This is a genomic window from Mesorhizobium huakuii, from assembly GCF_014189455.1.
Taxonomy (GTDB): Bacteria; Pseudomonadota; Alphaproteobacteria; order Rhizobiales; family Rhizobiaceae; genus Mesorhizobium; species Mesorhizobium huakuii_A.
The window spans coordinates 2,767,718-2,793,361 of record NZ_CP050296.1 but is presented as its reverse complement, the minus strand read 5'-3'; the positions used below and the strand labels follow the sequence as shown (position 1 = coordinate 2,793,361).

The 25,644-nt window shown below is 63.4% G+C and carries 27 protein-coding genes, 1 tRNA gene and 2 pseudogenes; 11 read left to right on the top strand and 19 right to left on the bottom strand.

Translation table 11 applies throughout. From position 1 onward, the window contains the following. Window positions 1–83 precede the first annotated feature (83 nt). From HB778_RS13935 to HB778_RS13920, 4 genes are all read right to left on the bottom strand, one after another. The gene (locus tag HB778_RS13935) at window positions 84–326 is read right to left on the bottom strand and encodes a Trm112 family protein (RefSeq protein ID WP_183464399.1); all 243 of its coding nucleotides are present in this window, start codon (window positions 324–326) and stop codon (window positions 84–86) included. Window positions 327–359: 33 nt separating this feature from the next. Beyond that, a complete protein-coding gene (locus tag HB778_RS13930) occupies window positions 360–1,031 on the bottom strand; it encodes an LON peptidase substrate-binding domain-containing protein (RefSeq protein ID WP_183464398.1) in 672 nt (223 codons plus the stop codon). Window positions 1,032–1,155: 124 nt separating this feature from the next. Next, complete coding sequence (gene trxA, locus HB778_RS13925; RefSeq protein ID WP_183464397.1) at window positions 1,156–2,163, bottom strand: thioredoxin; 1,008 nt, start codon at window positions 2,161–2,163, stop codon at window positions 1,156–1,158. Between the two features lie 81 nt (window positions 2,164–2,244). Next, window positions 2,245–2,742 carry a prolyl-tRNA synthetase associated domain-containing protein gene (locus HB778_RS13920; RefSeq protein ID WP_183464396.1) on the bottom strand — a complete coding sequence of 166 codons (498 nt, stop codon included), beginning with the start codon at window positions 2,740–2,742 and terminating at the stop codon, window positions 2,245–2,247. Between the two features lie 212 nt (window positions 2,743–2,954). Here HB778_RS13920 and HB778_RS13915 point away from each other — a divergent pair. Next, a tRNA-Gly gene (locus HB778_RS13915) sits at window positions 2,955–3,029 on the top strand. Between the two features lie 102 nt (window positions 3,030–3,131). Here the strand turns inward: HB778_RS13915 and HB778_RS13910 are convergent. Further along, window positions 3,132–3,863 (bottom strand): class I SAM-dependent methyltransferase, encoded by a 732-nt coding sequence (locus HB778_RS13910; RefSeq protein WP_183464395.1) that lies wholly within the window; start codon window positions 3,861–3,863, stop codon window positions 3,132–3,134. A gap of 133 nt (window positions 3,864–3,996) precedes the next feature. After that, the gene (locus HB778_RS13905) at window positions 3,997–4,782 is read right to left on the bottom strand and encodes a SapC family protein (RefSeq protein ID WP_183464394.1); all 786 of its coding nucleotides are present in this window, start codon (window positions 4,780–4,782) and stop codon (window positions 3,997–3,999) included. A gap of 327 nt (window positions 4,783–5,109) precedes the next feature. Between HB778_RS13905 and HB778_RS13900 the strand changes: the two genes are divergently transcribed. Further along, window positions 5,110–5,379, top strand: a complete 270-nt coding sequence (locus HB778_RS13900; RefSeq protein ID WP_183464393.1) for a DUF6916 family protein — start codon at window positions 5,110–5,112, stop codon at window positions 5,377–5,379. 101 nt (window positions 5,380–5,480) lie between these two features. Here HB778_RS13900 and HB778_RS13895 read toward each other — a convergent pair whose 3' ends face one another. Together HB778_RS13895 and HB778_RS13890 are read right to left on the bottom strand one after the other, a co-directional pair. After that, window positions 5,481–5,687: a DUF1737 domain-containing protein gene (locus tag HB778_RS13895; protein WP_027145959.1), complete on the bottom strand. Its 207-nt coding sequence runs from the start codon at window positions 5,685–5,687 to the stop codon at window positions 5,481–5,483. Between the two features lie 92 nt (window positions 5,688–5,779). Continuing rightward, complete coding sequence (locus tag HB778_RS13890; RefSeq protein ID WP_183464392.1) at window positions 5,780–6,673, bottom strand: HpcH/HpaI aldolase/citrate lyase family protein; 894 nt, start codon at window positions 6,671–6,673, stop codon at window positions 5,780–5,782. Window positions 6,674–7,349: 676 nt separating this feature from the next. Between HB778_RS13890 and HB778_RS13885 the strand changes: the two genes are divergently transcribed. The 4 genes and pseudogenes from HB778_RS13885 (at window position 7,350) to HB778_RS13870 (ending at window position 12,379) form a co-directional block, all read left to right on the top strand. Next, complete coding sequence (locus tag HB778_RS13885) at window positions 7,350–8,897, top strand: DUF4153 domain-containing protein (RefSeq protein WP_183464391.1); 1,548 nt, start codon at window positions 7,350–7,352, stop codon at window positions 8,895–8,897. Window positions 8,898–8,900: 3 nt separating this feature from the next. Then, window positions 8,901–9,593 (top strand): response regulator transcription factor, encoded by a 693-nt coding sequence (locus tag HB778_RS13880; protein WP_183464390.1) that lies wholly within the window; start codon window positions 8,901–8,903, stop codon window positions 9,591–9,593. Next, window positions 9,584–11,184, top strand: a pseudogene (locus HB778_RS13875) (ATP-binding protein). The gene HB778_RS13880 and the pseudogene HB778_RS13875 overlap by 10 nt, the downstream one beginning before the upstream one ends. Before the next feature lie 28 nt (window positions 11,185–11,212). Beyond that, window positions 11,213–12,379 (top strand): NAD(P)/FAD-dependent oxidoreductase, encoded by a 1,167-nt coding sequence (locus HB778_RS13870; protein ID WP_183464389.1) that lies wholly within the window; start codon window positions 11,213–11,215, stop codon window positions 12,377–12,379. Window positions 12,380–12,542: 163 nt separating this feature from the next. On the opposite strand, the gene HB778_RS13865 is transcribed toward HB778_RS13870, so the two are convergent. The 3 genes from HB778_RS13865 to HB778_RS13855 all read right to left on the bottom strand — a co-directional run bounded on the left by HB778_RS13865 (window position 12,543) and on the right by HB778_RS13855 (window position 14,991). Then, window positions 12,543–13,499 carry an IS5 family transposase gene (locus HB778_RS13865; RefSeq protein ID WP_183458334.1) on the bottom strand — a complete coding sequence of 319 codons (957 nt, stop codon included), beginning with the start codon at window positions 13,497–13,499 and terminating at the stop codon, window positions 12,543–12,545. A gap of 202 nt (window positions 13,500–13,701) precedes the next feature. Next, window positions 13,702–13,908, bottom strand: coding sequence for a tautomerase family protein (locus HB778_RS13860; protein WP_013528835.1), 207 nt, complete (start codon window positions 13,906–13,908; stop codon window positions 13,702–13,704). 162 nt (window positions 13,909–14,070) lie between these two features. Continuing rightward, window positions 14,071–14,991 (bottom strand): SMP-30/gluconolactonase/LRE family protein, encoded by a 921-nt coding sequence (locus HB778_RS13855; RefSeq protein WP_183464388.1) that lies wholly within the window; start codon window positions 14,989–14,991, stop codon window positions 14,071–14,073. A 285-nt stretch (window positions 14,992–15,276) separates the two neighbouring features. Here HB778_RS13855 and HB778_RS13850 point away from each other — a divergent pair, with 285 nt between their 5' ends. Further along, window positions 15,277–15,444, top strand: coding sequence for a hypothetical protein (locus HB778_RS13850; protein ID WP_095202681.1), 168 nt, complete (start codon window positions 15,277–15,279; stop codon window positions 15,442–15,444). 183 nt (window positions 15,445–15,627) lie between these two features. Here the strand turns inward: HB778_RS13850 and HB778_RS13845 are convergent, their stop codons facing one another. From HB778_RS13845 to ccmA, 5 genes and pseudogenes are all read right to left on the bottom strand, one after another. Beyond that, window positions 15,628–16,203 (bottom strand): DsbE family thiol:disulfide interchange protein, encoded by a 576-nt coding sequence (locus tag HB778_RS13845; protein ID WP_183464387.1) that lies wholly within the window; start codon window positions 16,201–16,203, stop codon window positions 15,628–15,630. Further along, the gene (gene ccmD / locus HB778_RS13840) at window positions 16,200–16,367 is read right to left on the bottom strand and encodes a heme exporter protein CcmD (RefSeq protein WP_183464386.1); all 168 of its coding nucleotides are present in this window, start codon (window positions 16,365–16,367) and stop codon (window positions 16,200–16,202) included. The genes HB778_RS13845 and ccmD overlap by 4 nt, the downstream gene beginning before the upstream one ends. Before the next feature lie 98 nt (window positions 16,368–16,465). After that, the gene (locus tag HB778_RS13835; RefSeq protein ID WP_183464385.1) at window positions 16,466–16,843 is read right to left on the bottom strand and encodes an Imm50 family immunity protein; all 378 of its coding nucleotides are present in this window, start codon (window positions 16,841–16,843) and stop codon (window positions 16,466–16,468) included. Then, window positions 16,843–17,507, bottom strand: a pseudogene (gene ccmB, locus HB778_RS13830) (heme exporter protein CcmB). Before ccmB ends, HB778_RS13835 begins: the two are co-directional and overlap by 1 nt. 210 nt (window positions 17,508–17,717) lie before the next feature. Then, on the bottom strand, window positions 17,718–18,326 hold the full coding sequence (ccmA, locus tag HB778_RS13825; RefSeq protein ID WP_183464384.1) for a heme ABC exporter ATP-binding protein CcmA: 609 nt from the start codon (window positions 18,324–18,326) through the stop codon (window positions 17,718–17,720). A 285-nt stretch (window positions 18,327–18,611) separates the two neighbouring features. Here ccmA and acnA point away from each other — a divergent pair, with 285 nt between their 5' ends. Next, on the top strand, window positions 18,612–21,302 hold the full coding sequence (gene acnA / locus HB778_RS13820) for an aconitate hydratase AcnA (RefSeq protein WP_183464383.1): 2,691 nt from the start codon (window positions 18,612–18,614) through the stop codon (window positions 21,300–21,302). 53 nt (window positions 21,303–21,355) lie between these two features. Here acnA and HB778_RS13815 read toward each other — a convergent pair whose 3' ends face one another. Next, window positions 21,356–22,030, bottom strand: a complete 675-nt coding sequence (locus HB778_RS13815; protein ID WP_183464382.1) for a ceramidase domain-containing protein — start codon at window positions 22,028–22,030, stop codon at window positions 21,356–21,358. A gap of 178 nt (window positions 22,031–22,208) precedes the next feature. Here HB778_RS13815 and HB778_RS13810 point away from each other — a divergent pair, with 178 nt between their 5' ends. From HB778_RS13810 to HB778_RS13800, 3 genes are all read left to right on the top strand, one after another. Beyond that, window positions 22,209–22,994, top strand: coding sequence for a DUF1223 domain-containing protein (locus HB778_RS13810; protein WP_183464381.1), 786 nt, complete (start codon window positions 22,209–22,211; stop codon window positions 22,992–22,994). Between the two features lie 353 nt (window positions 22,995–23,347). Then, complete coding sequence (locus tag HB778_RS13805) at window positions 23,348–23,536, top strand: hypothetical protein (protein ID WP_183464380.1); 189 nt, start codon at window positions 23,348–23,350, stop codon at window positions 23,534–23,536. After that, entirely contained in the window at window positions 23,529–23,915 is a 387-nt protein-coding gene (locus tag HB778_RS13800) for a DUF2794 domain-containing protein (protein WP_183464379.1), read from the top strand. Before HB778_RS13805 ends, HB778_RS13800 begins: the two co-directional genes overlap by 8 nt. A 115-nt stretch (window positions 23,916–24,030) precedes the next feature. On the opposite strand, the gene HB778_RS13795 is transcribed toward HB778_RS13800, so the two are convergent. After that, window positions 24,031–24,600 (bottom strand): GNAT family N-acetyltransferase, encoded by a 570-nt coding sequence (locus HB778_RS13795; protein WP_183464378.1) that lies wholly within the window; start codon window positions 24,598–24,600, stop codon window positions 24,031–24,033. Between the two features lie 119 nt (window positions 24,601–24,719). Continuing rightward, window positions 24,720–25,493, bottom strand: a complete 774-nt coding sequence (locus HB778_RS13790) for a Bax inhibitor-1/YccA family protein (protein ID WP_183464377.1) — start codon at window positions 25,491–25,493, stop codon at window positions 24,720–24,722. Between the last annotated feature and the right edge of the window lie 151 nt (window positions 25,494–25,644).

Here is a 25,644-nt window from a genome sequence, read left to right as displayed (position 1 = left end):
TGTCCCGCCAGCCTCTCAAACTTCAACGCCCAACTGCTTCGCGGCTCTTTCTTGGGAGAACAAACGATGGATGGCTATCCAGTTCAGGCCGGCCCACTCAGCCTCGGCGGCGCCAGCACATCCTCCGCCGACAGCGTCCGCGCCTCCGAAGGCAGCATGATCGGAATGCCGTCGCGCACCGGATAAGCCAGCTTGGCGACCCGCGAGATCAGTTCACCGCGCTCCGGATCCCAGGCCAGCGGCCCCTTGGTCAGCGGGCAGGCCAGCAGCTCCAGCAGCTTCGGGTCGACATTGGCTCTCCTTCCGTCCCGTTCGTCCGCCGCCATCGCTGCCCTCTTTTGATCAACTATCGGCACATCTTACTGTAAGCTCGAACCGAAATCCTCATTCTCGCGCGCCAGCGCCATTTCGGTGATGGCGATCAGCGTTTCGGCCCGCGTCTTCAAGTCGGCGGCTTCGAGCAGCGCCTGCTTCTCGGCCGGCCCATAGGGCGCCATCATCGACAGGGCATTGACCAGCATGGCATTTTCGGCGCGGCTGACGCTTTCCCAGTCGGCCTCGAGATCATTGGCCTGCAGATAGGCGCGAAACGCCTTCAGCAATGCCGGCCGGTCGATCTCGTTCGCCGCCGGATCGTCATCGAGATCGGCGAGGAAGGGCGCCGGCTTCACCTGGCGAAACGGCGTCTTGACCGTCAGTTCATGGGCGATGCGGAACCGGAACACGCCCTGCAGCGAAATGAGGTAACGGCCGTCGCCGGTTTCGGAAAAGGCGATGATGCGGCCGGCGCAGCCGACATTGCAGAGCTCCGGCTCGCCATCCTCGCGCAGCGCGCCGTCGAGACGGGGCTGGATGATGCCGATCAGCCGCGAACCGGCGACCGCCTCGTCCACCATCTGCAGATAGCGTGGCTCGAAGATATTGAGCGGCATGCGGCCGCCCGGCAGCAAAAGCGCGCCCTCGAGCGGAAAGATCGGGATCGTCGACGGCAGATCCTTGGCCAGCCGGTAATGCGCGTTTCCCGCTTGCACCACATTCCTCCGATCGACTTCTTCCGCCGCCCGCCGCCGGGATCGTCGGCTTGGCCGAAGTCAGCTTCCTAATCTGGCGCGGCCGCCGCCGCCGCCAAGCCCATGCGACGAAACAGCCGCCGGCTCAGGAAAACAGCAGCGCCGACAATTTGCGCCGCGCGGCCAGCGTCGCCTCGTCGGTCATGCCCCAGGCTTCGAAAAACTGCAGCAATTGCGTCCTGGCGCCATCCTCGTTCCAGGCGCGGTCGGCCTTGATGATGGCCAGCAGATTGTCGGCGGCGGCCGTGCGCTCGCCCCTGGCATTCTGGATCATGGCCAGGTCGAAACGCGCCTGGTGGTCCTTGGGGTTTTCCGCCAGCCGGCGCTCGAACTCGGCCGGATTGCCCAGTTCCGCCGCCTGCGCGGCAAGTGTCATCTTGGCGCGCAAGGCGGCCAGCACCGGCGCATCCTTCTTGGCCTCGGGCGCCGTTGCCAGCAAAGCTTCGGCGCCTTGCGTGTCGCCGGCCTCGAACAGCAGTTCGCCCAGTCCGGCGATCGCCTCGATCGTCTCCGGCGCCTGCGCCAGGATGGCGTCAAAAATGTCGGCGGCGGTCTGCATGTCGCCGGCGTCGCGCGCCTCAGTCGCCGCCGCCAGCGCCTCGGCCACGGCCGGGGCGCCATTGCCCTTGCCGCCGACCTTGGTGATGAATTCGGCGATCTGGCTCTCGGGGATGGCGCCCATGAAGCCATCCACCGGCTGGCCGTCCTTGAAGGCGATGACCGCGGGAATGGACTGGATGCCGAGCTGGCCGGCGATCGAAGGGTGATCGTCGATGTTCATCTTGACCAGCTTGACCTTGCCGCCGGCGGCCCGGACCGCCTTTTCCAGCTGCGGCGTCAGTTGCTTGCAAGGCCCGCACCAGGGCGCCCAGAAATCCACCAGCACCGGCTGGCGCCGCGATTCCTGGATGACGTCGGCGGCGAAGGCTGCGGTCGTGGTGTCCTTGATGACATCGCCGGCGGGAGGCGCGGCAGGCGCATCGCCAAGCGAGACCTTCGCTGGCGCGGGGGCGGTTCCGCCATACTGAACGGTGGTGGCATATTGGCCGCCACTGCTGCCGAATGACCCGCCAAACGGCTTGTTGTCGCTCATCTCGTCACCCTTTCGGTCGCGCCGCCGGCCCGCGGGTCGGCGCCATGTCATTGGAAGTCGGTTTCGCCATGCATGTGGCGATCATGCCGAGACTTTCAAGATAGCAGCATCGTGCCCGGTTGCCTCGACGAATCTGATGAGATCGGCGGCCGCGATCGATGTCGTCGCCTCATTGGTCAGCGGATGGCCATTGATGACGGCATGCGCCATCAAATCCTCGTCGAGCACCAGCTTGACCCTTTTTGCCGTGTCGTTAATGACGCCGAAGACGGTGACGGCGCCCGGCGACACGCCCAAAAGCTCCATCAGCATCTCCGGCTTGCCGAAGGAAACCCGGCTGGCGGCGCCGATCAGCTGGTGGATCTGCTTGAGGTCGACGACCGCGTCCTCGCCGACGGTGACCAGGAAGAAATTGTCCTTCTTGTCCTTCAGGAACAGGTTTTTCGTGTGCCCGCCGGCAATTTCCCCGCGCAGCGCCTGCGAATCGGCAACCGTATAGAGCGGCGGGTGGCGTTTCGTCGAAACGGTGATGCCGAGTTCGGCGAGAAAGGCAAAAAGTTCGGCTTCGGTCTTCGGCATCGATCTGCTTCTTCGTCGTTTTCCTGCCTTGCCGTTTACGGCCAATGCGGTGGCCGACACAAGGCCGTCGCGCAGCGGCGTGGCAAAATCCGCGCGGCGCGGGCGGTTTGCCGGCATCGTTTGGCGTGTTGCAAAAAGCCTGCGATTTCCCTGTTGCAATCGCCGCGCTCTTCAGCCATATAGGCCCGGCTTGCGGCCAAGACGCCGTGTGAGCGGGTGTAGCTCAGGGGTAGAGCACAACCTTGCCAAGGTTGGGGTCGAGCGTTCGAATCGCTTCACCCGCTCCAATTTCCTCCAGGGAAATCAAGCATCGAAAACGGTCGCCTTAGGCGGCCGTTTTGCTTTGGCGGCCGCAATCTTGATCGCCCCCAGCCACCTGACACCATCGCTCAGCGTTTGATCCGAATGCCGATACCCATGACTCTGTCGGAACTGGAGTGATGCAAAAATTCATGGAAATCGGCGCGTCCCGACTCCTCGATCTTTAGCTCCCTCCAGAATTTCGGGACGGTATCGTCACCGCAAAGTCGATCGTTTATATCGTGAAACATGCAGAGGCGCGCCTGCCGGCCCACATTTTGGTAGTCGCGGGCAACCCATTCGTAGGAGTGATTTCCATCGATAAGAACGAGATCAAATACGTCTTCGGCGAACGCGTCCGACGTCTTGCCGCTTAGAAACTTGACGGGTGTCTTGAAGGCGATGCGCGAGCAAGCCGGAAGAGAGGGAGCGATATCGATCGTCGTCGCTTTCAGGCCAGGATTGAGTCTCGACAGACATGCTGCCATGAAGGAAAATGTGAAGCCGTCGCAAGTTCCCACCTCAAGAAAGCTGACGATCCGTTGGCTGGCCAACAGCACCATGGCTTCCGCCAGTTGCCTCGGAATCTGCCACAAACCGGGCGCATGGAAGTTCATGTCACTGACATCGTCTCCATAGATTCCACGCCGGTCATGGCGCAGGCCAATCTGACGGATTTTCGTTTCGAGAAAAGTGCCATGCGAAAGCGCTTCCACTTTCACATCTTCAATCTCACGAACAATGCGTTCTAGCCTGCTGATCGCGAAACGCGAACTCAGTGCATAAATCGATTTTCTGACAAGTTGCTTGAGTGAGGGCATTTGCGGATCGCGATCCCTGGGAGCCTCGAGTGCATAGCAAGCCGCAGGGTCCGGCAAGACGGCAGTGCTTCTTCGCTGCTTGAGCCTTGCGAAATCACCGCTTCCGACGCGACATCACCCCGCCGCCGGCCGCTTACCCCGCCTTGCGCAGCGACGCCTGGTGCACCAGCGATGTCCAGCTGTTGGTCGAGGCGAGGTGGCAGTAGAGCAGGCCGAGCGCGCCGGATTTTCTCAGGTCGAGGAAGGCCTCGTCGCTCAGTTTGTTGAAGGCCGGCTCGTCGATCACCTGGAAATCGGTGAGGTTGAGCACCTCGCCGCCTTCCAGCGTCACCTTGCTCTGGCGCGGCGCGAACAGGCCATGCGCGTCGATCTTGTCGATCATTTCGCGGGTGGCCCTGAAGTCGATCTGGAACTGGTTGCAGAAGGCGAGCGCCTGCTTGGTCGCTTCGGTCGGCTCGTTGCCGCTGAAGAACGGCGCGATCTTGTCTTCGCGGAAGGGTGCCATGAGCTGGTCGATGACGCGCTCGCTTGACCGGTCCACGCACAGCGTCAGTCGGCCCGATGTGGTCGGGTCCTCGGCAAGGATGAAGGGATAGCGGCGGACATAGGCGGGGACGTAGTGCGGCGCGGTCCACCGGCCATCGGCGTCGACGAACAGGTTCTCGCCCTGGCGCACGCCGGTGATGATGACAGGCGCCTTGCCGGGGCCGATGAAGACGATCGGGTAGGAGCGCATCGCCGCCGGCATTTCCGACGCCACCACCGGAATGGCATGCGCGGTGCGTGCGAAGGCAAAGTCGCTGCGCGCCGTCAGGCCCAGCGAGCCGTGCCGCACCGGATTGAGCGCTTCGGGTTTGGAATAGAACAGCGGCATGGCGTCCGCCGGCGCTGCTTGCGTCATTGCCTCGTTGTCAGTCATGGTCCCGTCCCTTCTCCCGCCAGCCGATCAGGCCGGTTCCTCCGCATCAGACCCCAAGACTGGCATCTGCTCTTGTTGCGCTGATCTTGGCTGGGCCAAGACTCCGACGCTGGAACAAAGTACTACAGTGTCCGCGGCACGCATAAAAGCACGACCGCCGCGGTATTTTGCGGTTTGCCCCGGCGAATTGTCTCGCCCAGCGCTCGGATAGGCTGACGGGCCTATGGACAGCCTGCCGCGAAGCGGCGAGATTGCGGGAAATAAAGGTTGGAGCGGGGCGGCGTCAAACACTGAACCGCTCCAGCAAGCGGATTGAGGCTGAATGGCATGGCGTCGGTAACGGATTTCGAACAGGGTCAAGAGTTCACCGTCGAGGCCGGCGGTAGGCCGGTCTCGCTGGAACTGAGCGCGGTCACCCCGATCGCCGCCAGCCCGCGTTCGGGTGGCGGCTTTTCGCTGATGTTCCGGGGCCCGGGCGAAACGCCGCTGCCGCAGGCGACCTATCGCTTCGCCGGCAAGAGCGGGGTGCACGACATCTTCATCGTGCCGGTCGCCGCCGACGCGGCCGGCCGGCTTTACGAGGCGGTGTTCAATTAGGCCGGTGAAGCGGACTTTTTGAAGCGACGCTTGCGTCGACCGACCCATGCCTTGGCGATTGGCGGAAACGCCCGAAGAGAGAAGGGCCCCGGCGGCTCTCCCTACCAGTCGCTGAGCTTGGTGTCCGGCCCGTATTCCTGGCCGTCGACATCCTTCACCACGGCCTGGCCGCAGCGCATGGTCTTGGCTTTCTTGTCATAGGCGTAGGTCGGCGAGCCGAACAGGTGCCAGCCCTTGTTCAGCGCCGCCGTCACCTTGTGGCAGAAGCTGGCGTCGTCCGGGGCGGTCAGAAAGCGGTAGAGTTTCATGTCTCAAGTCCTGTCGTAAATAACTCGTTCTTTTTACGTAATTCCGGACGGAAAACCGCTACGCACTTTTCCTGGAATTGCTTTGGCCGGGATCATGCGCCGATGGCGGCCGCTTTCGCCAGCAGTTTTTCGGCCTGCGCCAGGTGCAGGCGCTCGACCATTTTTCCGTTCAACGAAATCACGCCTTTGTCGGCATTGTCGGAACGTGAAAAGGCGTCCTTTATCAGCCGCGCCTCGGTCAGCGCTGCCGGCGACGGCGCGAAGGCGCGGTTCGCCGCGTCGATCTGGGCCGGATGGATGAGGGTCTTGCCGTCGAAACCCATGGCCGCCCCTTCCGCGCACTCACGGGCAAAGGCGTCGAGGTCGCGAAAATCATTGGCGACGCCGTCGAGCATGTCGAGGCCGCCGGCGCGCGCGGCCAGCACCATCTGCATCAGCCATGGCACGAGGTAGCGCCGGTCCGGCGTCATCAGCACACCGGTGTCCTTGGCCAGATCATTCGTTCCGGCCACGAAACAATTGAGCCGTGAGGCCGGATCGCGGCCCAGTTCGGCCATGGCGCCGATGTTGAGCAGCGCCTTGGGCGTCTCGATCATCGCCCATAATTTCACACTGTCGGGGGCAAAATTGTCGTCGAGCACGTCGCCGACTTCAAGGATATCGCGCGGTGTGGCGACCTTGGACAACAGGATGCCGTCGGGCTCGATTTTTGCCACGGCCAAGAGGTCGTCGGCGCCCCATTCGCTGGCCAGCGCATTGACGCGCACCACCATCTCGCAGCGGTGGCCAAGAGTGTTGGCAGCCGGGCGGCTGGCGAAGATTGCAGGCAGCTTTTCGCGGGCGGCAATCTTGTCGGCCGGCGCGACGGCGTCCTCGAGGTCGATGATGATTGCATCGCAGGACAGCTGCGCGATCTTGGCCAGCGCCTTGTCGCTGGAGGCCGGGACGTAGAGCACCGAGCGGCGCGGGCGGTAGGGTTCGGTCATAACCGATCTATGCCGCGTGTGGGCGGGTGAGGCAAGCGTTGCGGCTGTGCGCCCACCCTCCCCCTTGTGGGGAGGGTCGCTGCGAAGCAGCGGGGTGGGGGTGCGGCGCCGGACCCCCCACCCGGACCTTCGGTCCGACCTCCCCACAAGGGGGAGGTAAAAGCTCGGCGTCCTCCTCGGCAGTTGCGGACGGGGGCCCTTCCTCTCCCCCGTCGATCGGGGGAGAGGTGTCGAGCGAAGCTCGACGGAGTGGGGGTCGACCCTTGGGCGCAAGGCGAGGCTTGCGCCTTGGTCCCTTTTCAATATCCGTTCGCGGCGCTTGCCAGGTGGTTCCCCCACTCCGTCTCGGCTTCGCCGAGCCACCTCCCCCCCTCCGGAGGGAGAGGAAAGGAGCCGGCTGGGGCAGCGCCCCAGCCCTGAAGCGCACGTCCTGCACGAAAACTGCACACGCCTGCCGAAAACCTCCTCCAATCCGCCCTGCTGCCTCCCTGCCGGCCTGCGAGACAGGCGGCATGCACAAGCGAGCAAGACCCCGTTGGTCCTTGCCACAGCGTCTGCACAGCGAAGGCTGGTGGCTGGTCGATCCGCCGCGCGTGAAGCCTGTGGCGATCCTCATTCCCTTTGCCCGCAAGAGCCCGCCGCCACGGCGATGGAATCCGATCAGGAAGGTCAGGTCATGACATCATTCTTCACAGCGGCACCAAGCTATTGCAGCCGCTTCGGTGTTGCCGTGCTGCTGGTCGTGCTGGCGGATTTTCTGTTCTACGGCCAGCCCGCCGGCATCACCGTCTTCCTGTTCGCCATCCTCATTGCCGCCGCGGTCGTCGCCATGCACCCCACAGCCTTCAGCGACATCAAGGTCTGGCTCAAGCCCGCCGCTCTGCTTGTCGCGCTGCTGCCGCTTGCCGAAAATGTCAGCGTCCTGTCGGTGTCGATCGCGCTTGCGGCGCTGATCGTCTTCGCGCTTTCGCTGAGCGGTCGGCTGCGGCACAGCCTAGCGCGCATTGCCGGCCAGATCGCACTGTTCGGGCTCGCGGCGCCGTTCCGCTTCATCAGAGATTTCATCCGCTGGCGCAAGACGGCGCGACGCTTCGGCCGGCGCCGCGTGCGGCTGGCGGCGATCGCGGTCTGGGCGATGCCGCTGACGCTGGGCGCCGTTTTCCTGGCGCTGTTCGGCGCCGCCAATCCGGTCATCGAATACTGGCTGTCGCTGATCGATCTTCTAAAACTGCTCGATCTCATCCAGCTGGCAAGGATCGCCTTCTGGCTGTTCGTGCTCGCCGGCGTCTGGGCCTTTCTGCGGCCACGCCTGCCGCGGTTTTCGAAACGCGTCTCCCGGCCAAACAACCCCCTTGCCGCTGCTCAACCGGCGATCAATGCGCAAAAGCACGTCGTCGAGGACATCGTGTTCGGCAAGGCCGCCATCCTGCGCGCCTTGATCGTCTTCAACGCGTTGTTCGCGCTGCAGACCGGGCTCGACGCCACCTATCTGTGGGGCGGGGTGGCCCTTCCCGACGGCTTGAGCTACGCCGCCTATGCGCATCGCGGCGCCTATCCCTTGATCGTCACCGCGCTGCTTGCCGCCGGTTTTGTCCTGGCAGCGCTCAGGCCGGGAAGCGAGACCTCGGGGGATCCGCTCATCCGTCGGCTGGTCTATGCCTGGGTGGCGCAGAACATCATGCTGGTCGTCTCGTCGATCCTGCGGCTCGATCTCTATGTCGGCATCTATGCGCTGACCTACTGGCGCATCGCCGCTTTCGTCTGGATGGGGCTGGTGGCGGCAGGGCTTGCGCTGATCATCGCCCGCATCGCGCTTGGAAAATCCAATGAATGGCTGTCCTCCGCCAATCTTCTGACGTTATCGCTGACGCTTTATGCCTGCTGTTTCATCAACTTCGCAGCGACGATCGCCAATTACAATGTCGACCATTCCCTCGAAATGACCGGCCAGGGCATTCCCCTCGACGCCTGGTATCTGCGCTCGCTCGGCCCGGGTGCGTTTCCGGCGCTCGATCGTTTCTTTGACCATCAGGACAAGACGGCTGCCGCGGGCGCTACGCGCGAGCTTGAAGGATTGCGGGCCAGCGACGAAGACTGGTATCGCACCGTCCGGCAGAACTGGCGCGCCTGGAGCTTTCGCGACTGGCGGCTGCGTGCCTATCTCGACAGCAAGGGGTCGCTCGTGCTTCCTCAGCCTTCGCAACCTTCCTTGCCGGGCCGCTGACCGATGCCGCATCACATCCTCGTCGCCGACGATGACCCGCATATCCGCGAAGTGATCTGCTTCGCGCTGGAAAAGGCCGGCATGAAAACGCTTGGGGTGGCCGATGGTGCGGCCGCCCTGCAGGAGATCGGGCGCCGGGCGCCGGACTTGGTCGTGCTCGACATAGGCATGCCGGAGATGGACGGGCTGGAGGTCTGCCGGCGGCTCAGGCACACATCCGATGTGCCGGTGCTGTTCCTGTCTGCGCGTGACGACGAAATCGACCGCATCCTCGGGCTCGAAATGGGCGGCGACGACTATGTGACGAAGCCGTTCAGCCCGCGCGAGTTGGTCGCGCGCGTCAACGTCATCCTGCGCCGTGCCCGCCCGGTGGCGCCGGAACCGGCCGACGACAGGCAGTTTTCGCATGGCAAGCTCACTCTGGCGCCGGCCAGTCACGCGGCCACCTTCGACGGCAAGCCGCTCGCCCTGACGGGGATCGAGTTCTCGATCCTGAAAGGGTTTCTGGCGCGGCCCATGCATGTGCTCGACCGCGACGCGGTGATGGCCAATGCCTATGCCGGCAAGATCCATGTCGCCGACCGCACAGTCGACAGCCATATCCGCAACATCCGCGCCAAGCTGGCGGCGGTGGGCTGCCTGGATGCCATCGAGACCGTGCATGGCGTCGGCTTCCGGCTTGGCCGATGCGGCTGACGACGTCCAGCAAGTGGATCGGCCGCAAATGGCGGCCTCGGCTTGCCACGGTCGTCGTCGCTATCCTGGTCCTGGTGATGGCGCTGCCGCTGGTCGGCCTGTTCTTCTTTCGCCTCTACGAGAACCAGTTGATCCGCCAGACCGAAGCGGAGCTGATCGCACAAGGGGCGGCCATCGCCGCCATCTATGCGCAAGACGTGCGCGACGCCGGCATTCCCCGGAAAAACTCGGCGCGCCGATGCCGGAGCCCAATGGCGGCGCCAGCCGAAGCGTCAATCCCGACGGACCGTACCGGCCGCTCGAGCCGCGCCTCGACCTCGCTTCGGACACTGTGCTGCCGACCCGGCCGGCCGCCATGCCCGCTAACACCGATCCGGCCTTTGCAGCGATTGGCGCGCACCTGTCGGGCATACTCGACGCGACGCAGAAAACCACGCTGGCCGGCTTCCGGCTGCTCGATCCCAGGGGCGTCGTCATTGCCGGGCGGGGCGAGGTCGGGCAGTCGCTTGCCGAGGTCGAAGAGGTGCGCACCGCGCTTGCCGGCCGCTATGCCAGCGCGCTCCGGCTGCGCATTCCCGACCAGCCGACGCCACCGCTCTATTCGGTCAGCCGCGGCACCAAGGTGCGTGTCTTCGTCGCCTTGCCGGCGGCCGTCGATGGCAAGGTCGCCGGCGTGGTCTATGTCTCGCGGACGCCCAACAACATCGTAAAACATCTCTATGGCGAGCGCGGCAAGGTGACCTTGGCGGCGATCGCTATTCTCGGCGGCACGCTGCTCATCGGCCTGGTCTTCCTGCGCACCGTCAGCCGGCCGATCTATGCGCTGATCGACCGCACAGAGCGTATCGCCGCCGGCGAGCGCGACGCGATCCGGCCGCTCGACCATCACGGCACCTACGAAATGGCCGAGCTGTCCGCCGCCTTCCTCGACATGGCCGAAAAACTGCAGGCGCGGTCGGACTCGATCCAGACCTTTGCCACCCATGTCTCGCACGAGCTCAAATCGCCGCTGACGGCGATCCAGGGCGCGGCCGAATTGCTGCGCGATTCAGGCAGCGCGATGGATGATGACGAGCGGCGGCGCTTCTCCAACAATATTGTCACCGATGCCGGGCGGCTCAATCTGCTGGTGCGCCGGCTGCTCGATCTGGCGAAGGCCGAAAACCTTGCACCGAGCGGCGAAAGCACCTCTATCAATGCTGTGCTGGCGCTGCTGCCCGTCGACACCAGGCTGGCGGTCCGTGTCGAGGCGGGCGGTGATCTGCCCTTGCGCATCTCGGCAGAGAACGCGGCGATCGTGCTTGCCAACCTCATCGACAATTCCGCCAGGCACGGCGCGACGCTGGTTTCGCTCACTGCCGCAACAGCCGGCGGCAGGGCGACGGTGCTGGTTGGCGACGATGGCGCCGGCATTTCGCCGAGCAACCGGGCGCGCATCTTCGAGCCGTTCTTCACCACGCGGCGCGCAAGCGGCGGCACCGGCATGGGCCTCGGCATCGTGCTGGCCCTCCTGAAAGCGCATGATGGTACGATCCGGCTGGTTGACAGCGAGCACGGCACGCGCTTCGAGATCACACTGCCAGCGGCATAGACAGGCCGCCGGCCGGATCGGAGAAAAAATGCGCTACGACATCGTCATCATCGGCGGGGCCATCGTCGGGTCCTCGATCGCCTACTATCTGCGCGAGGAGGGGTTTTCCGGCTCGATCGCGCTGATCGAGCGCGATCCGCAATTCGCTCACGCGGCAACGACGCTGTCCATGGCCTCGATCCGCCAGCAATTCTCCATTCCGGAAAACATCCGGCTGTCGCAATTCACGCTAAAACTGTTCCGGCGGCTGAAGGAGACATTCGGCACCGACGCCGATATCGGTTTTCGCGAGGGCGGTTATCTGATCCTGGCCGGCGAGAACGGCCTGCCGGTCCTCAAGGCCAATCACGATGCGCAGGTCGCCGAGGGCGCCGACATCGTGCTCGAGGACGCCGAGCAGCTGACGCGGCGTTTCGCCTGGCTGTCGAGCGAAGGCATTTCCGCCGGCGCCTATGGCCGGACGGGCGAAGGCTGGTTCGACGCGCATGCGATGCTGATGCTGTTCCGCAAGGCGCTGCGCGAGAAGAAGATCGATTTCATCGCCGCCTCGGTCAACGGCATTGCGCGCGACGGCGACCGCGTCACCGGCGTCTCCCTCGACAATGGCCAGACCTTGGAGGCCGGCATCGTCGTCAACGCCGCCGGGCCGAATGCCGGCAAGGTCGCCGCCCTTGCCGGGCTGGCGCTGCCGGTAGAGCCGCGCAAGCGCAACGTCTTCGTTTTCGAGGCGCGCGAGAAATATGCCGACATGCCGCTGCTGGTTGATCCCTCGGGCATCTATGTCCGGCCGGAAGGCTCGGTCTACCTCACCGGCGGCGCCGAGCCGGAAGAGGGCGACGGCCCGGCCGACCCCACCGATTTCGAGGTCGATTGGCCGCTGTTCGAAGAGGTGATCTGGCCGGTGCTGGCGACCCGCATTCCGGCCTTCGAGGCAATCAAGGCGACCCGAGCCTGGGCCGGGCATTATGACTACAACACGCTCGACCAGAACGCGGTGATCGGTCCGCATCCCGAGGTTGGCAATTTCATCTTCGCCAACGGTTTTTCCGGCCACGGCCTGCAGCAGGCGCCGGCGGTCGGCCAGGCGTTGGCGGAGCTTTTGGTGCATGGCGGGTACCGGACGATCGATTGCTCGGCATTTGGGTACGAACGCGTGGCTGAAGGACGGGCGTTCCGGGAATTGAATGTGATTTGAGGGCGCGCTTCTTCCTTCTCCCCTTGCGGGCCTGTTGCGCAGTTACTGGGAGGAACGGCGGGGGAACAGGATCAGCGGGCTATTGCTGGTTCTTAGGGGTTGAGGTCTGGTTTCGATGTTTGAGGTGGCGGTTCGGCCTTGGCTGGCCGGATTGTGGACGCACCTATCCCGTGATGGCGGCCCATCGGCGCATGTTGAAAGCGATGGCCGCCATTGTCACCTGACCAGCAGCCTTGGCCAACCCGATGTAGCGGATCGTGGTCAGCTTCATGCGGTTCTTGAGCGTGGCGAAGGTGGTCTCCACCGCTGCTCGCCGTCTGGCGATCAGGCGATTGTAGTGCTTGAGCCGCGGCGGCAGCGCATGATGCTTGTTGGGGCGCCGTGCAATGCGCACCTTCTTGCCGGCCGCCCTGAGCCGAGCACGGCGGGCATGGGTGTCATAGGCTGCGTCTGCCCATACCGTCTTCTCATCACCGCAGATCAAGTGATCAGCCACGACCGTGTCGTTGACGTTGGCCGGTGTCGTGATCACCGTGCGGATCAGGCCAGAGCCTTCATCCACCCCGACATGAGCCTTGTAGCCGAAGGTAAGGCCGCTCTTGCCCTTGCGTGCTGTGACGCGGGCGTCCGTATCCTGCGACGGCCGCTCGGGTGTCGGCGGCGTCGAGACCGCATCAATCAGCGTGGCATCCAGCATCGTACCGCGCTTCAGGATCACGCCGGCCTTCTCCAACTGCCGGTCCAGTTCGCCAAACAGCTTCTCCATCAGCCCTTCGCTGACAAGCAGATTGCGAAAACGCGACAGCACCGTGTGGTCGGGGATTGTATCGTCCAGCCCCAGCCCAGCAAAGCGCCGGAACGACAGCCGATCGCCCAGCGCTTCCTCTAACTCGCGATCCGACAGTCCGTAGAGCGATTGCAGCAACAGTGCCTTGAACAACACCAGCGGCGGCCAGGCAGCTCGACCCGGTCCACCATCGCGCAGCGCATTAAGCAGCTTCTCGAACCGGTACCACTTCACCAGACCCGACAGACGGTCGAGTGGCGAAGAACCCCCCGTCAGCTTGTGGCCCAGAAAGGCCTCCGCCAAGCTCAACTGTCCAGTCTGCTTCACCGCCATCGCGATTCCTCCGAGCTCCCTCTCAGAGAATCACAACCAGCGAATTACGCAACAGGCCCCTTGTGGGAGAAGGTGGCCTCGCGAAGCGAGGTCGGATGAGGGGTGTTCCAGCTTGGCAAAGACGGCGATCTGTCACCCACCCCTCAACCGTCTCGGCGCTGCGCGCCGATCCACCTTCTCCCACAAGGGGACAAGGGAAGAGCTACCCCTTCCGCAGCGTCTCGACATCGGTCTTGCCGACATACCAGTCGCGGGCGTTGACCTCTTCGAAAACCACCCAGACATCGTCATTGCTAAGCCCGGTAGCGTCCATGATGGCCGCCGTGACTTTTTTGGCGATATCAGCCTTCTTGCCTGCCGGATCGGCGGCGATCACTTCCTTGACGATGCGGATGTTGACGAATGGCATGACGTCCTCCCCTTGAACTGTATCTGGTACCACCAAGAGGCTGTTTCGAAACTCGCTCTGGCGAATCGCATGGTGGCGATTGCCTGAGCCGTAGCGCAGCGGGTGCTGCTTGTATGCGCAGCAACGCCATCAAAACCCGCCGGAGAAGCGTTCTCAGCAGCCTCAATAGGTCTTGGCCCCATTCACCATCAGCCGCACCGAATAGAGCGAAGTGGTGCCGGCGATGTAGAGGCAGTTCAGCTTGGCGCCGCCGAACACGCAATTGGCGGTCACTTCGGGCACCTTGACCTTGCCGATCAGTGTGCCGTCCGGATCGTAGCAATGGATGCCGTCGGCGGCGCTCGTCCAGATCCGTCCGTCGGCATCGAGCCGGAAGCCGTCGAACAGGCCGGCCGTGCAGTCGGCGAAGACCTTGCCGCCCGAAACCTTCTTGCCGTGCTTGCCGATGTTGAACACCCGCATATGCGCGGGGTTCTCCGCGCCATGCGTGCGGCCGGTATCGACGACATAGAGCAGGCTTTCGTCCACCGAGAAAGCAAGGCCGTTCGGCCTCACCATGTCGGTGATGACGGCCTCGACCTCGCCGGTCTCGGGATCGACCCGGTAGACATAGCAGGCGCCGATCTCGCTCTCGGCCTTGTCGCCCTCATAGTCGGTGTCGATGCCGTAGGTCGGGTCGGTGAACCAGATCGAGCCGTCGGATCTCACCACCACGTCGTTGGGCGAATTCAGCTGCTTGCCCTTCCATTTGGCGGCAATGGTCGTCACCGAGCCGTCATGCTCGGTACGGCTGACGCGGCGACCCGAATGCTCGCAAGTGACCAGCCGGCCCTGCCGGTCGACGGTGTTGCCGTTGGAATTGCCCGACGGCTGGCGGAAGACGCTGACGCTGCCGTCCGTCTCGTCATAACGCAGCATGCGGTTGTTCGGGATGTCGGACCAGACGACGTAGCGCCCGGCGGCGAACCAGGCCGGCCCTTCCGCCCAGCGGCATCCGGTGAACAGCTTGTCCACCTGCGCGTTGCCGTTGAGCAGCCGCGCGAAGCGCGGATCGAGAACTTCGTAATAATCTGCGGCCGCCATGCATTTCCTCCCGGCATCAGGTGACGTCAGATCAAGCCAGCCCGCGATCGATCTGGCAAGACGGAGCCGCCGCAATTTGTATGACAAAACGGAGAGGAACGGCCGTGCAGCCCGGGTCCGGCCCGTGGCCACGCGCCTTAGGACTCAATTAACCGGCTATGCGCTGCGTGCAATGGTGCATTGCAACATCTTCTTTTTGCAACGCACCATTCTTATGTCATGTTCCGTATTGACCAAGGGAGGAAGAAACCCGCCGCCAGAATGCGGCACGAAAGGACCCTTGCTATGATCTTCAACGATCTCATGACCCGCGCCCGCAGCAGCATCGCCAAGCGCAAGCACTACAACCGCCTCGTCGCCGAAATCGACAGCTTCACCAGCCGCGATCTGGCCGACATGCGCGCCGACCGCTCGGAAATGCTCTACCAGATCCACAAGCAGATCTACGGCTGATCTCAAGTCTCGTGAGACGCGCCACCCAGGCGCGCTGAGATTCAGGTCAGGCCGAGTCGAAAACGGTGGTTTCCGAGAACCGGAGCGGAGCGTACTTTTCGTACGTGAGCTCAGTTCTACTGCGACGCAGTAGAACAGGGAAGCCCAGGAAGCCGCCGTTTGCAGGCCGGCATCACCTGAATATCAATGCGCCGCCAGCGCCTTGTCGATCTGCGGCAGCAGCAGCGTCTGCACCGACTCCGCCGTCAGCGGGCCGACATGCTTGTAGGCGATCTTGCCATCCTTGCCGACGATGAAGGTCTCCGGCACGCCATAGACGCCCCAGTCGATCGCAGTGCGGCCGGCTTCGTCGATGCCGATCGCCTGGAACGGATTGCCGAGGTCGCCGAGGAACCGGCGGGCGTTTTCCGGCTGGTCCTTATAGTTCAGCGCCGCCATCACGAACCGCTTGTCCTGCGCCAGCGCCAAGAGCACCGGATGCTCTTCGCGGCACGGCGCGCACCACGACGCAAAGACATTGACCAGCGTGACCTTGCCGGCAAACGCCCTGGAATCAAGCCCCGGCAGGTTTGACCCCTCCAGTGCCGGCAGATTGGTCTGCGGCGCCGGCAGGCCGATCAGCGCCGAAGGCACTTCCGAGACATCGCGGCCGGACAAAAGCTGCGACAGGAACAATCCCGCTAAGCCAAGGAAGACCAGCAGCGGCAACAGCACGAGCAGGCGGCGACTGCGCTTTGGCGTTTCGGTTTCGCTGCTCACGGCTTCACCGTCTTGTCGGAACGCCGCCGCACGCCGGCCGCTTCGAGTTCGGCAAGTTCGCGCTTGCGCGCCCGCTGGTCGAACAGAATCCAGCCAATCAGTCCGGCCAGCACGATGGCGGTGATGCCATAGGCTGCGGTGACGTAAAGGGCGTGCGCGCTCATTTCCAAATCCGGGCTTTCACGGCGAATTCATAGCCTCAGCTTCAGCTCGCCGCAATGAACCGCCTCTGCGGCAGATTTGCGGTTTTCAAGGTTCACCGTCATTGGGACCGCAAAACACCGGACATGCTTTTGATGCGCATGAACTGGCACGTCAGCGACAGCCTGACAGCACCTTCGCAGGTGAGCAGGATTTTGCCCGCGTCATCCCACATCTTGATTGCACTCCAGCCATGGCTCTCGAATTTGCGAAGGCTGATCGTTTCGACCGCGATGAACTCAAGTCCGAAAGACACGGCGTTGAACTCTCCCCATTTAGCGGGTGGCCGATAGGGGCGGATGGTCGAGATAAAGGACAGGTGCATGCTGGGTCCGTCGCGGCCCATCGTCGCCGAAGTAATCTCGACGGACGACAGGTCAGGATAATTGCCGTAAACGGTTTGCAGAAAGATCGGATTTTCAATACGCAGCGGCCACATCAATCCGTTCCATGCCGCAGCGCCAGCGCCGCCGAAACCGGTCCCAGCACGGAAAGGAACAATGTCAGCGCGGCAAGAATGAGGAAGGGCTGCAGGAACGGATCGGGATTGGCCGTCGCGCCATAGCTTGCCGAAACGCCGAAGATCAGCACCGGTATGGTCAGCGGCAGCACCAGCACGGAGATCAGCAGCCCGCCGCGCGGCAGCGCCACCGCCACCGCGGCACCGGCGGCGCCGATGAAGGTGATGGCCGGCGTGCCGACCAGCAGCGTCAGCGCCGTGGCGCCTATCGCGAGCGGCTCCATGTTCATGAACAGGCCGAGCAGGGGCGCAGCAACCACCAGCGGCAGCACGCTGCCCGCCCAATGCGCCAGGCATTTCACCAATACGGTCAGCGCCAGCATGTGCCGGTCGTTGCCGAGCACCAGCAGATCGAGCGAGCCGTCCTCGCGATCGGCCTGGAACAGCCGGTCAAGCCCGAGCAGGCAGGAAAGCAGCGCCCCAATCCACAGGATCGCCGGGCCGATGCGCGCAAGCAGCTTCAGGTCGGGACCGACGCCGAACGGAATGGTGGCGATGACGGCGAGGAAGAAGATGACGCCGGTCAGCGCCCGCCGCCGGCGCGGATGTTGAGACGGATGTCGCGCAGCAGGAGGGACCACATTACGATGTGGTCCCCCGTTGAGGACGACGTTCTGTGGCGCCCCCCTCTGTCCTGCCGGACATCTCCCCCACAAGGGGGAGATCGGCTGTCTCCTGCGATTTCGCCAATCACCAGCGTCGCAAAGACGAGCGGAGCGCCGAAGCTGCCAATCTCCCCCCAAGTGGGGGAGATGTCCGGCAGGACAGAGGGGGGCGCCGTAGAGTGCAGTCATCAAAATGCCTGCCCCATCACCAATTCCTTCGCCGCCTCGATCCCCAGCGGCAGATGCGTCGCCGCGACAATCATCCCGCCTCCGGCGCAGTGCCCTGCCATCAACCCCGCAAACCGTTCTTCCGAAGCCTTGTCCAATCCCGCCGTCGGCTCATCGAGCAGCCACAGCGGTCGACGGCTGACCAAAAGCTTCGCGATCGCCGCGCGCCGCCTTTGCCCGGTCGAGAGATAGCCGAACGGCAGATGGCCGATGCCACCGAGCCCCACGGTCTCCAGCGCCTCTTCGACGCTCGAATCGCCACTGCCATTGAAGTCGCGCCAGAAGCGCAAATTCTCCGCCACGCTGAGCGCCGTCTTCATCGCATTCTGGTGGCCGAGATAGTGACAGGCCGAAGCGATCGACGGAAAGGCATCGCCACCGCCTTCGTGCAGCAACCGGCCTTCCGCCTTCGGCAGCAGCCCGGCGATGATCCTGAGCAAGGTCGATTTGCCCGATCCGTTCGGCCCGGTGACGACCAGCGCCTGGCCATCCCCGAGGTCAAAGCCAACCCCGGAAAACACGCTCTCGCCGCCGCGTTCGCCGCCCAGATTTTCGGCGATAAGCCGCATCCCTCGCCTGCCCTGAAAACAATGTTTCGCGAGCGCTGCCGCATCGCACAAATTTGCTCTCCAACTGTCTAGAACTATTCCAGAAAATTCTCTATATGCGGTGCATCCGTGCCAGCGGTCGGCGCGGGAACAGAATTTGCGCCGAACCAGCGCACGCGCCGCCTTGAACGGCTCGGGTTGCTTGGGAACGGACAGCGGAAATGGCCGTACCCGCACCTTTGCGCGTGATTGCATGCCATCGGCGTCCGTTCCCTTTCAGGCTGAACAGACAAGGACGGATCGCACGTGTCAAAATCCCTCGATAGTTTCAATTGCCGTCGCACGCTGACCGCGGGCGGCACCGAGTACACCTATTTCGACCTCATCGAGGCCGAGAAGAACGGCCTCACCGGCATTGCCCAGCTGCCCTATTCGATGAAGGTGCTGCTGGAGAACCTCTTGCGCAACGAGGACGGCCGCTCCGTCACCAAGGAATCGATCCAGGCGGTCGCCGGCTGGCTGACCGACAAGGGCACCGCCGGCGTCGAGATCGCCTATCGCCCGGCCCGCGTGCTGATGCAGGATTTCACCGGCGTTCCGGCCGTGGTCGACCTTGCCGCCATGCGCGACGCCATGGCTTCGCTCGGCGGCGACCCGCAGAAGATCAATCCGCTGGTGCCGGTCGACCTCGTCATCGACCATTCCGTCATCGTCGACGAATTCGGCACGCCGATGGCCTTCGCCCGCAATGTCGAGCTCGAATATGAGCGCAACGAGGAACGTTACAAGTTCCTGAAATGGGGCCAGCAGGCGTTCCGCAACTTCCGCGTCGTGCCGCCCGGCACGGGCATCTGCCACCAGGTCAACCTGGAATATCTCGGCCAGGTCGTGTGGACCAATACCGAGGACGGCGAAACCACTGCCTACCCCGACACCTGCGTCGGTACCGATTCGCACACCACGATGATCAACGGCCTTGGCGTGCTCGGCTGGGGCGTCGGCGGCATCGAGGCCGAGGCGGCCATGCTCGGCCAGCCGGTCTCCATGCTTCTGCCCGAAGTCATCGGCTTCCGCCTCACCGGCAAGTTGAAGGAAGGCGTCACCGCCACCGACCTGGTGCTCACCGTCACCCAGATGCTGCGCAAGAAGGGTGTTGTCGGCAAGTTCGTCGAATTCTTCGGCCCGGGCCTGTCCAACATGACGCTCGCCGACCGCGCCACCATCGGCAACATGGCGCCCGAATATGGCGCCACCTGCGGCTTCTTCCCGGTCGATCCGGAAACCATCCGCTACCTGACAATGTCCGGCCGCGAGGAAAGCCGCATCGCGCTGGTCGAAGCCTATTCCAAGGCGCAAGGCATGTGGCGCGAGGCCGGCTCAGCCGATCCGGTCTTCACCGACCTGCTCGAACTGGAGCTGAGCAGCGTGGTGCCGTCAATGGCCGGCCCCAAGCGGCCCGAGGGCCGCGTCGCGCTGGAAGGCATCCCGGCCGGCTTCGCCAAGGCGATGGAGACCGAATACAAGAAGGCGGCCGAAATCTCCAAGCGCTACGCCGTCGAAGGCACCGACCATGATCTCGGCCATGGCGACGTCGTCATCGCCGCCATCACCTCCTGCACCAACACCTCGAACCCGAGCGTGCTGATCGGCGCGGGCTTGCTCGCCCGCAACGCCAACCGGCTCGGCCTCAAGCAGAAGCCGTGGGTAAAGACCTCGCTCGCCCCCGGCAGCCAGGTCGTCGCCGAGTATCTCGAAAAGTCCGGCCTGCAGAAGGAGCTCGACCAGATCGGCTTCAACCTGGTCGGCTTCGGCTGCACCACCTGCATCGGCAATTCCGGCCCGCTGCCGGCACCGATCTCCAAGACCATCAACGACAAGGGCTTGATTGCCGCGGCGGTCTTGTCCGGCAACCGCAACTTCGAAGGCCGCGTCTCGCCCGACGTGCAGGCCAACTATCTGGCGTCACCGCCGCTGGTCGTCGCGCACGCGCTGGCCGGCACCGTCACCAAGGACCTCACGACCGAGCCGCTCGGCGAGGACAAGAACGGCAATCCGGTCTACCTCAAGGACATCTGGCCGAGCTCGGTCGAGATCCAGGAGTTCATCGAGAAGAACGTCACCCGCGAGCTGTTCGCCCGCAAATATGCCGACGTCTTCAAGGGCGACGAATACTGGCAGAACGTCAAGGCGCCGGAAGGCCAGACCTATGCCTGGGACGACAATTCGACCTATGTGCAGAACCCGCCGTATTTTGCAGGGATGACCGCCGGTTTCGGCAAGATCGGCGACATCAAGGGCGCCCGCGTGCTCGGCCTGTTCGGCGACAAGATCACCACCGACCACATCTCGCCGGCGGGTTCGATCAAGGCCGCCTCGCCGGCCGGCAAGTATCTTACCGACCATGGCGTCGGCGTCGCCGACTTCAACCAGTACGGCACGCGGCGCGGCAATCATGAGGTGATGATGCGCGGCACCTTCGCCAACATCCGCATCCGCAACCACATGCTGGGCGAGAACGGTCGCGAGGGCGGCTACACCATCCACTACCCGTCGAAGGAAGAGCAATCGATCTACGACGCGGCGATGGAGTACAAGAAGGAAGGCGTGCCGCTGGTCATCTTCGCCGGCGTCGAATACGGCAACGGTTCGTCGCGCGACTGGGCGGCCAAGGGCACGAACCTGCTTGGCGTCCGCGCCGTCATCGCCCAGTCCTTCGAGCGCATCCACCGCTCCAACCTGGTCGGCATGGGCGTCATCCCCTTCGTCTTCGAGGAAGGCACGTCCTGGGCCTCGCTCAACCTCAAGGGCGACGAACTGGTCGAGATCGACGGATTGAGCACGATCAAGCCGCGCCAGACGATGACCGCCAAGGTCACCTATGGCGACGGCGCGGTGAAGAACGTGCCGATCATCTGCCGCATCGATACGCTGGACGAGCTCGACTACTTCAAGAACGGCGGCATTTTGCAGTACGTGCTGCGAGATCTGGCAGCGTAGTAAGGAATAGGGGAGTAGGTCAGTAAGGGAGTAGGGAAGGGATACCTACTCCCCTACTCCCCTACTCCCCTCGCTTTCCCAAACCGCGCCGTCGCCGCCAGCAGCACCCCCAGCATCAGCGCGTTGAAGATGTGCCACAGGAAATGTGTGCCGAGCGGAAAGCTGGCGCAGACCATCGGGTCGATCATCCGGCAGATAGCGGACACCACGAAGATCGCCGACCCCGCCAGATTGTACCAGCCGGCCCGGTTGCCGCTGGCCGCCACCCAGACACCGAAGAAGGCGAGCGCCAGGAATGGCGGCAGATAGCTTGTCGTGCCGTTCGATGCCTGGCGCAGCCAGTCCGGCACGGCGAAGGTTAGCGCCCCTGCCACCGCGTAAAAGATGACAAAGACCGCGATCGCCTTGCCCCATTCCATGCGCAGGAAGCGGCGCAGATTGAACAGCGTATAGGCGAGCGTGAAACCGGCAATCGGCAGGATATCGGCCCAGATCGTGCCCTTGGTGGCAAAGGTATGGAAGATCGTCGAGCCGATGCCGATCGCCACCACCCACCAGGCCAGCACCTCGGCGAAAGCGCCGGCCTTGCATCGGCGTACTTCCCGCACGCCCCATAATCCCGCGGCAATGAAAGCGAGGTTGGTCAAAGCATTCGTCGGCTCGGCCCAAAGTCCAGGTCCGGTCCGCTCGCAATAGAGATCGACCGGGGTCAGGAGAATCTTCCACATGGTGATGATGCCACTCCCGAATCGAACCACGTCGTGAAATGCAGTGTCTCACCTATTGCGGCCTTACCTGCGGCTGCAATGGCAAAATTTCACCGCAACGTGACTTCCCGTTGACTTCCGCTTCTGCCACATATTTCAGACAATCAGAACAAAGCCGGCGCCACCGGCGGGAATTGGAATGGTCATGGCCTGGCGAAGATCACTTTGGCTGGCAGCCTTTGCGCTGGCCTTCTCGGCGGTTGCCGGCGCCGGCCATGCCGGCGAGGCCGAAAGAATCCAGGCCGAAAAACCCCAACCCGACAAGCCGCTCGGCGTCGTCGAACTGTTCACCAGCCAGGGCTGCAGTTCCTGTCCGCCCGCCGATGCCTTCTTCGCCGAACTCGCCACCAAGGAAGACATCGTCGCGCTCTCCTATCACGTCGACTATTGGGACTATCTCGGCTGGAAGGACACGCTGAGCCGCAAGGAAAACACCGAGCGGCAATATGATTATATGCGCGCCTTCGGCAGTCGCTCCGTCTATACGCCGCAGGCGGTCCTCAATGGCCGCGTGCACGTCAACGGCGCCAATCGCGGCGAGGTCGACGGCGCGCTCGCCCGCATGGCCAGGGGCGGCGAAGGCATTCGGGTCCCCGTCAAGGTCAGCCGCACCAGCGACCGTGTGATCATCGATGCCGGCGATGCCGGCGCCGGCCCGAGCGACGCCCATGTCGTCATCGTCTATTTCGATGCGCCACAGACGGTCAAGATCGCCCAGGGCGAGAACTCCGGCCGCAGGATGACCTATTGGAACGCTGTCACCGGCATCCAGACCGCCGGCATGTGGCACGGCAAGGCGCAGCGCTACGAATTGCCGTTGAGCGAGATCACCAAGAAGGGCGGCTGCGCCGTGCTTTTGCAGTCGGTCGGCAAGGACGGCATGCCGGGCCCCATTCTCGGCGCCGCCTTCATCCACAAGCCGTAATCGGCTGCCTCTTCCCTTCTCCCCTTGTGGGAGAAGGTGGCCTCGCGAAGCGAGGTCGGATGAGGGGTGTTCCAGCTTGGCAAAGACGGCGATCCGGCACGCACCCCTCAACCCACAAGGGGAGAAGGGAAGAGCCGCGCTATCCGCCTTGGCACCACCAACAAAAAACCGACGTCAGCTTGCTTCTGACGCCGGTCATTTAGGTTTTGGGATCGTCGCACCCGATTTTTCCAAGGAAAAACCGAGGTTGGTTCGATCCGACGCAGACCCGTGGGCGGGGGCTTGGGGTTTACGAGCCGGTGCCGGACCGAACCGTCTCAGGCAACGCCGGTAAATTCGTCGGACATTGGGGCATGAGCGCGGATAAAAAAGGCAGAAATGTGGCGAAGCATCACCAATTCCAACATCCGGTTCGCAAACGTGACTGGACGTTGCAGAAACAGCGCGTCGCCGCCACCGCTTCGCCGGCTCTTGCAATTGCCACGCGAAGGGGCCAATTTTGGTTGGCAAAGATTCATTTTGAAGGATCGAGGCATGACTGACGACAGCGGCGGGACGGGGGATGGTGACGCATCCGCAATATTGATCCCGCTGCACGAGGTACGCAGCGCACGCCTCGACCAGCCGGTGCGCTTCGACCGGCGTGAACTGGACCAGATCCTCAGGCTCTACGGACGCATGGTCGCCGCCAATGAATGGCGCGACTACGCCATAGATCATCTCACCGACAGGGCCGTGTTTTCCGTCTTCCGCCGCGCCAGCGAAGTGCCGCTGTTCCAGATCGTCAAGGATCCGAAACTGGCGCGCAAGCAAGGCGCCTTCGCCGTTATTGCCGCTGGCGGGCGCATCCTCAAGCGCGGGCAAGAACTTGGGCGAGTGCTTGGCATCTTCGACAGCAAGCTGAAAGTGGTTGAGGCTTGAAGGGGAACTGGAGAATTGAAGAACTGAAGAATTGAGGAAAGAGGCGCTAAACGCCTGATATTAGTTCATTTTTCTTTTCTTCAGTTCTTCAATTCCTCAGTTCTTCAATTCCTCTTCATTTCCCTCCCCGAAACTTCCGTTCTGGCAGAGAATCCGGATCGGGCGGCAGCGACGCACCGCCATTCAGCGACAGCTGCATGAACACAGTGTCCAGCCAGCGCCCGTGCTTGTAGCCCGAGCCTTCGAGCCGGCCTGAAAGACGAAAGCCGAGCTTTTCGTGCAGCTTGACCGAGGCGCTGTCGGGATGGCCGTCGCCGATCACCGCGATGATCTGGCGGAAACCCGCCGCCCCGGCCGCCGCGATCAGGCTCTGCATCAGCATGAGCCCGACGCCCTGGCCCTTGGCTTCAGGCGCGACATAGACCGAATCCTCGACGATGAAGCGATAGGCCGGGCGCGGCCGGAAGGCGCCGGCATAGGCATAGCCGACCACGGCGCCATCCTTTTCCGCCACCAGATAGGGGAAGCCGCCTGCCGTGAGCGTGTCGAATCGGATACCCATCTCGGCGCGGCTCGGCGGCTCCAGCTCGTAGCTTGCCGTGCCATGTGTCACCGCGTCGGCGTAGATTTCGGTGATGGTGTCGAGGTCGGCGGCATTGGCCGCCCGAATCACGATATTGCTCATTCTTTATGCAAGCCTTCCATGTGCCTGCGATAACAGCAAAGACCGGCATAAAGAAAAGGGCGGCCGTTGGGCCGCCCCTTCCAAACCTGATGGTCCAGTTCAGACCATGACGCGAAGCCTTAGCGGCGGTCGCCCATGAACTGCAGCAGGAACATGAACAGGTTGATGAAGTCGAGGTAGAGCCTCAGCGCGCCCATGATGGCCTTGCGGCCGGCGGCATCCGAAGCGTCGCCCTCGAAATACATCTCCTTGATCTTCTGCGTGTCATAGGCGGTGAGGCCGGCGAAGATCAGCACGCCGATCGCCGAAACCGCGAAGGACAGCGCCGACGACTGCAGGAAGATGTTGATCACCATCGCTATGATCAGTCCGAACAGGCCCATGATCAGGAACGAGCCCATCGCCGTCAGGTCGCGCTTGGTCGTGTAGCCATAGAGCGACAGCGCGCCGAAGGAGGCGGCGGTGGCGAAGAAGGTCTGCGAAATGCTGGCTGTGGTGTAGACCAGGAAGATCGACGACAGCGACAGGCCGACGAGGCCGGCATAGACCCAGAACGTCGTCTGCGCGGCAGCAACGCTCATCGACTGGATCCTGAATGACAGGAAGAACACGGCGGCCAGCGGCGCCAGCATCACCACCCAACGCAGCGGCGACCCGAAGATCGCGTAGCCGAAGGAGGTCAGCATCTCGCCGCTCGGCAGCGTTGCGACAGCCGAGGCCGGATCGGTGGTGGTGGCCAGCATGATCGTGCCGATGGCGGCAAGGCCGGTGATGAGGAGGCCAAGCCCCATAAGATTGTAAACCTTGACCATATAGGCGCGCAGGCCCTGGTCGATATCGACGGCGGCGCCGGGCACGGCGCGCGTCTGGAAGTTGCGAATGGGATCAGCCATTGTAGTCCTCTATTGCTTCTGCCCCGTCCGGTGTCGGACCCTGTCGGGTACAAATCCACTGGACCCAGGCGCCGCTGGCGGGGCTCCAGCATGCCTGTGGCGAAATATGATGGTTATTCGCGTCAAGAACAAGACCGTAACCGGATGTAAC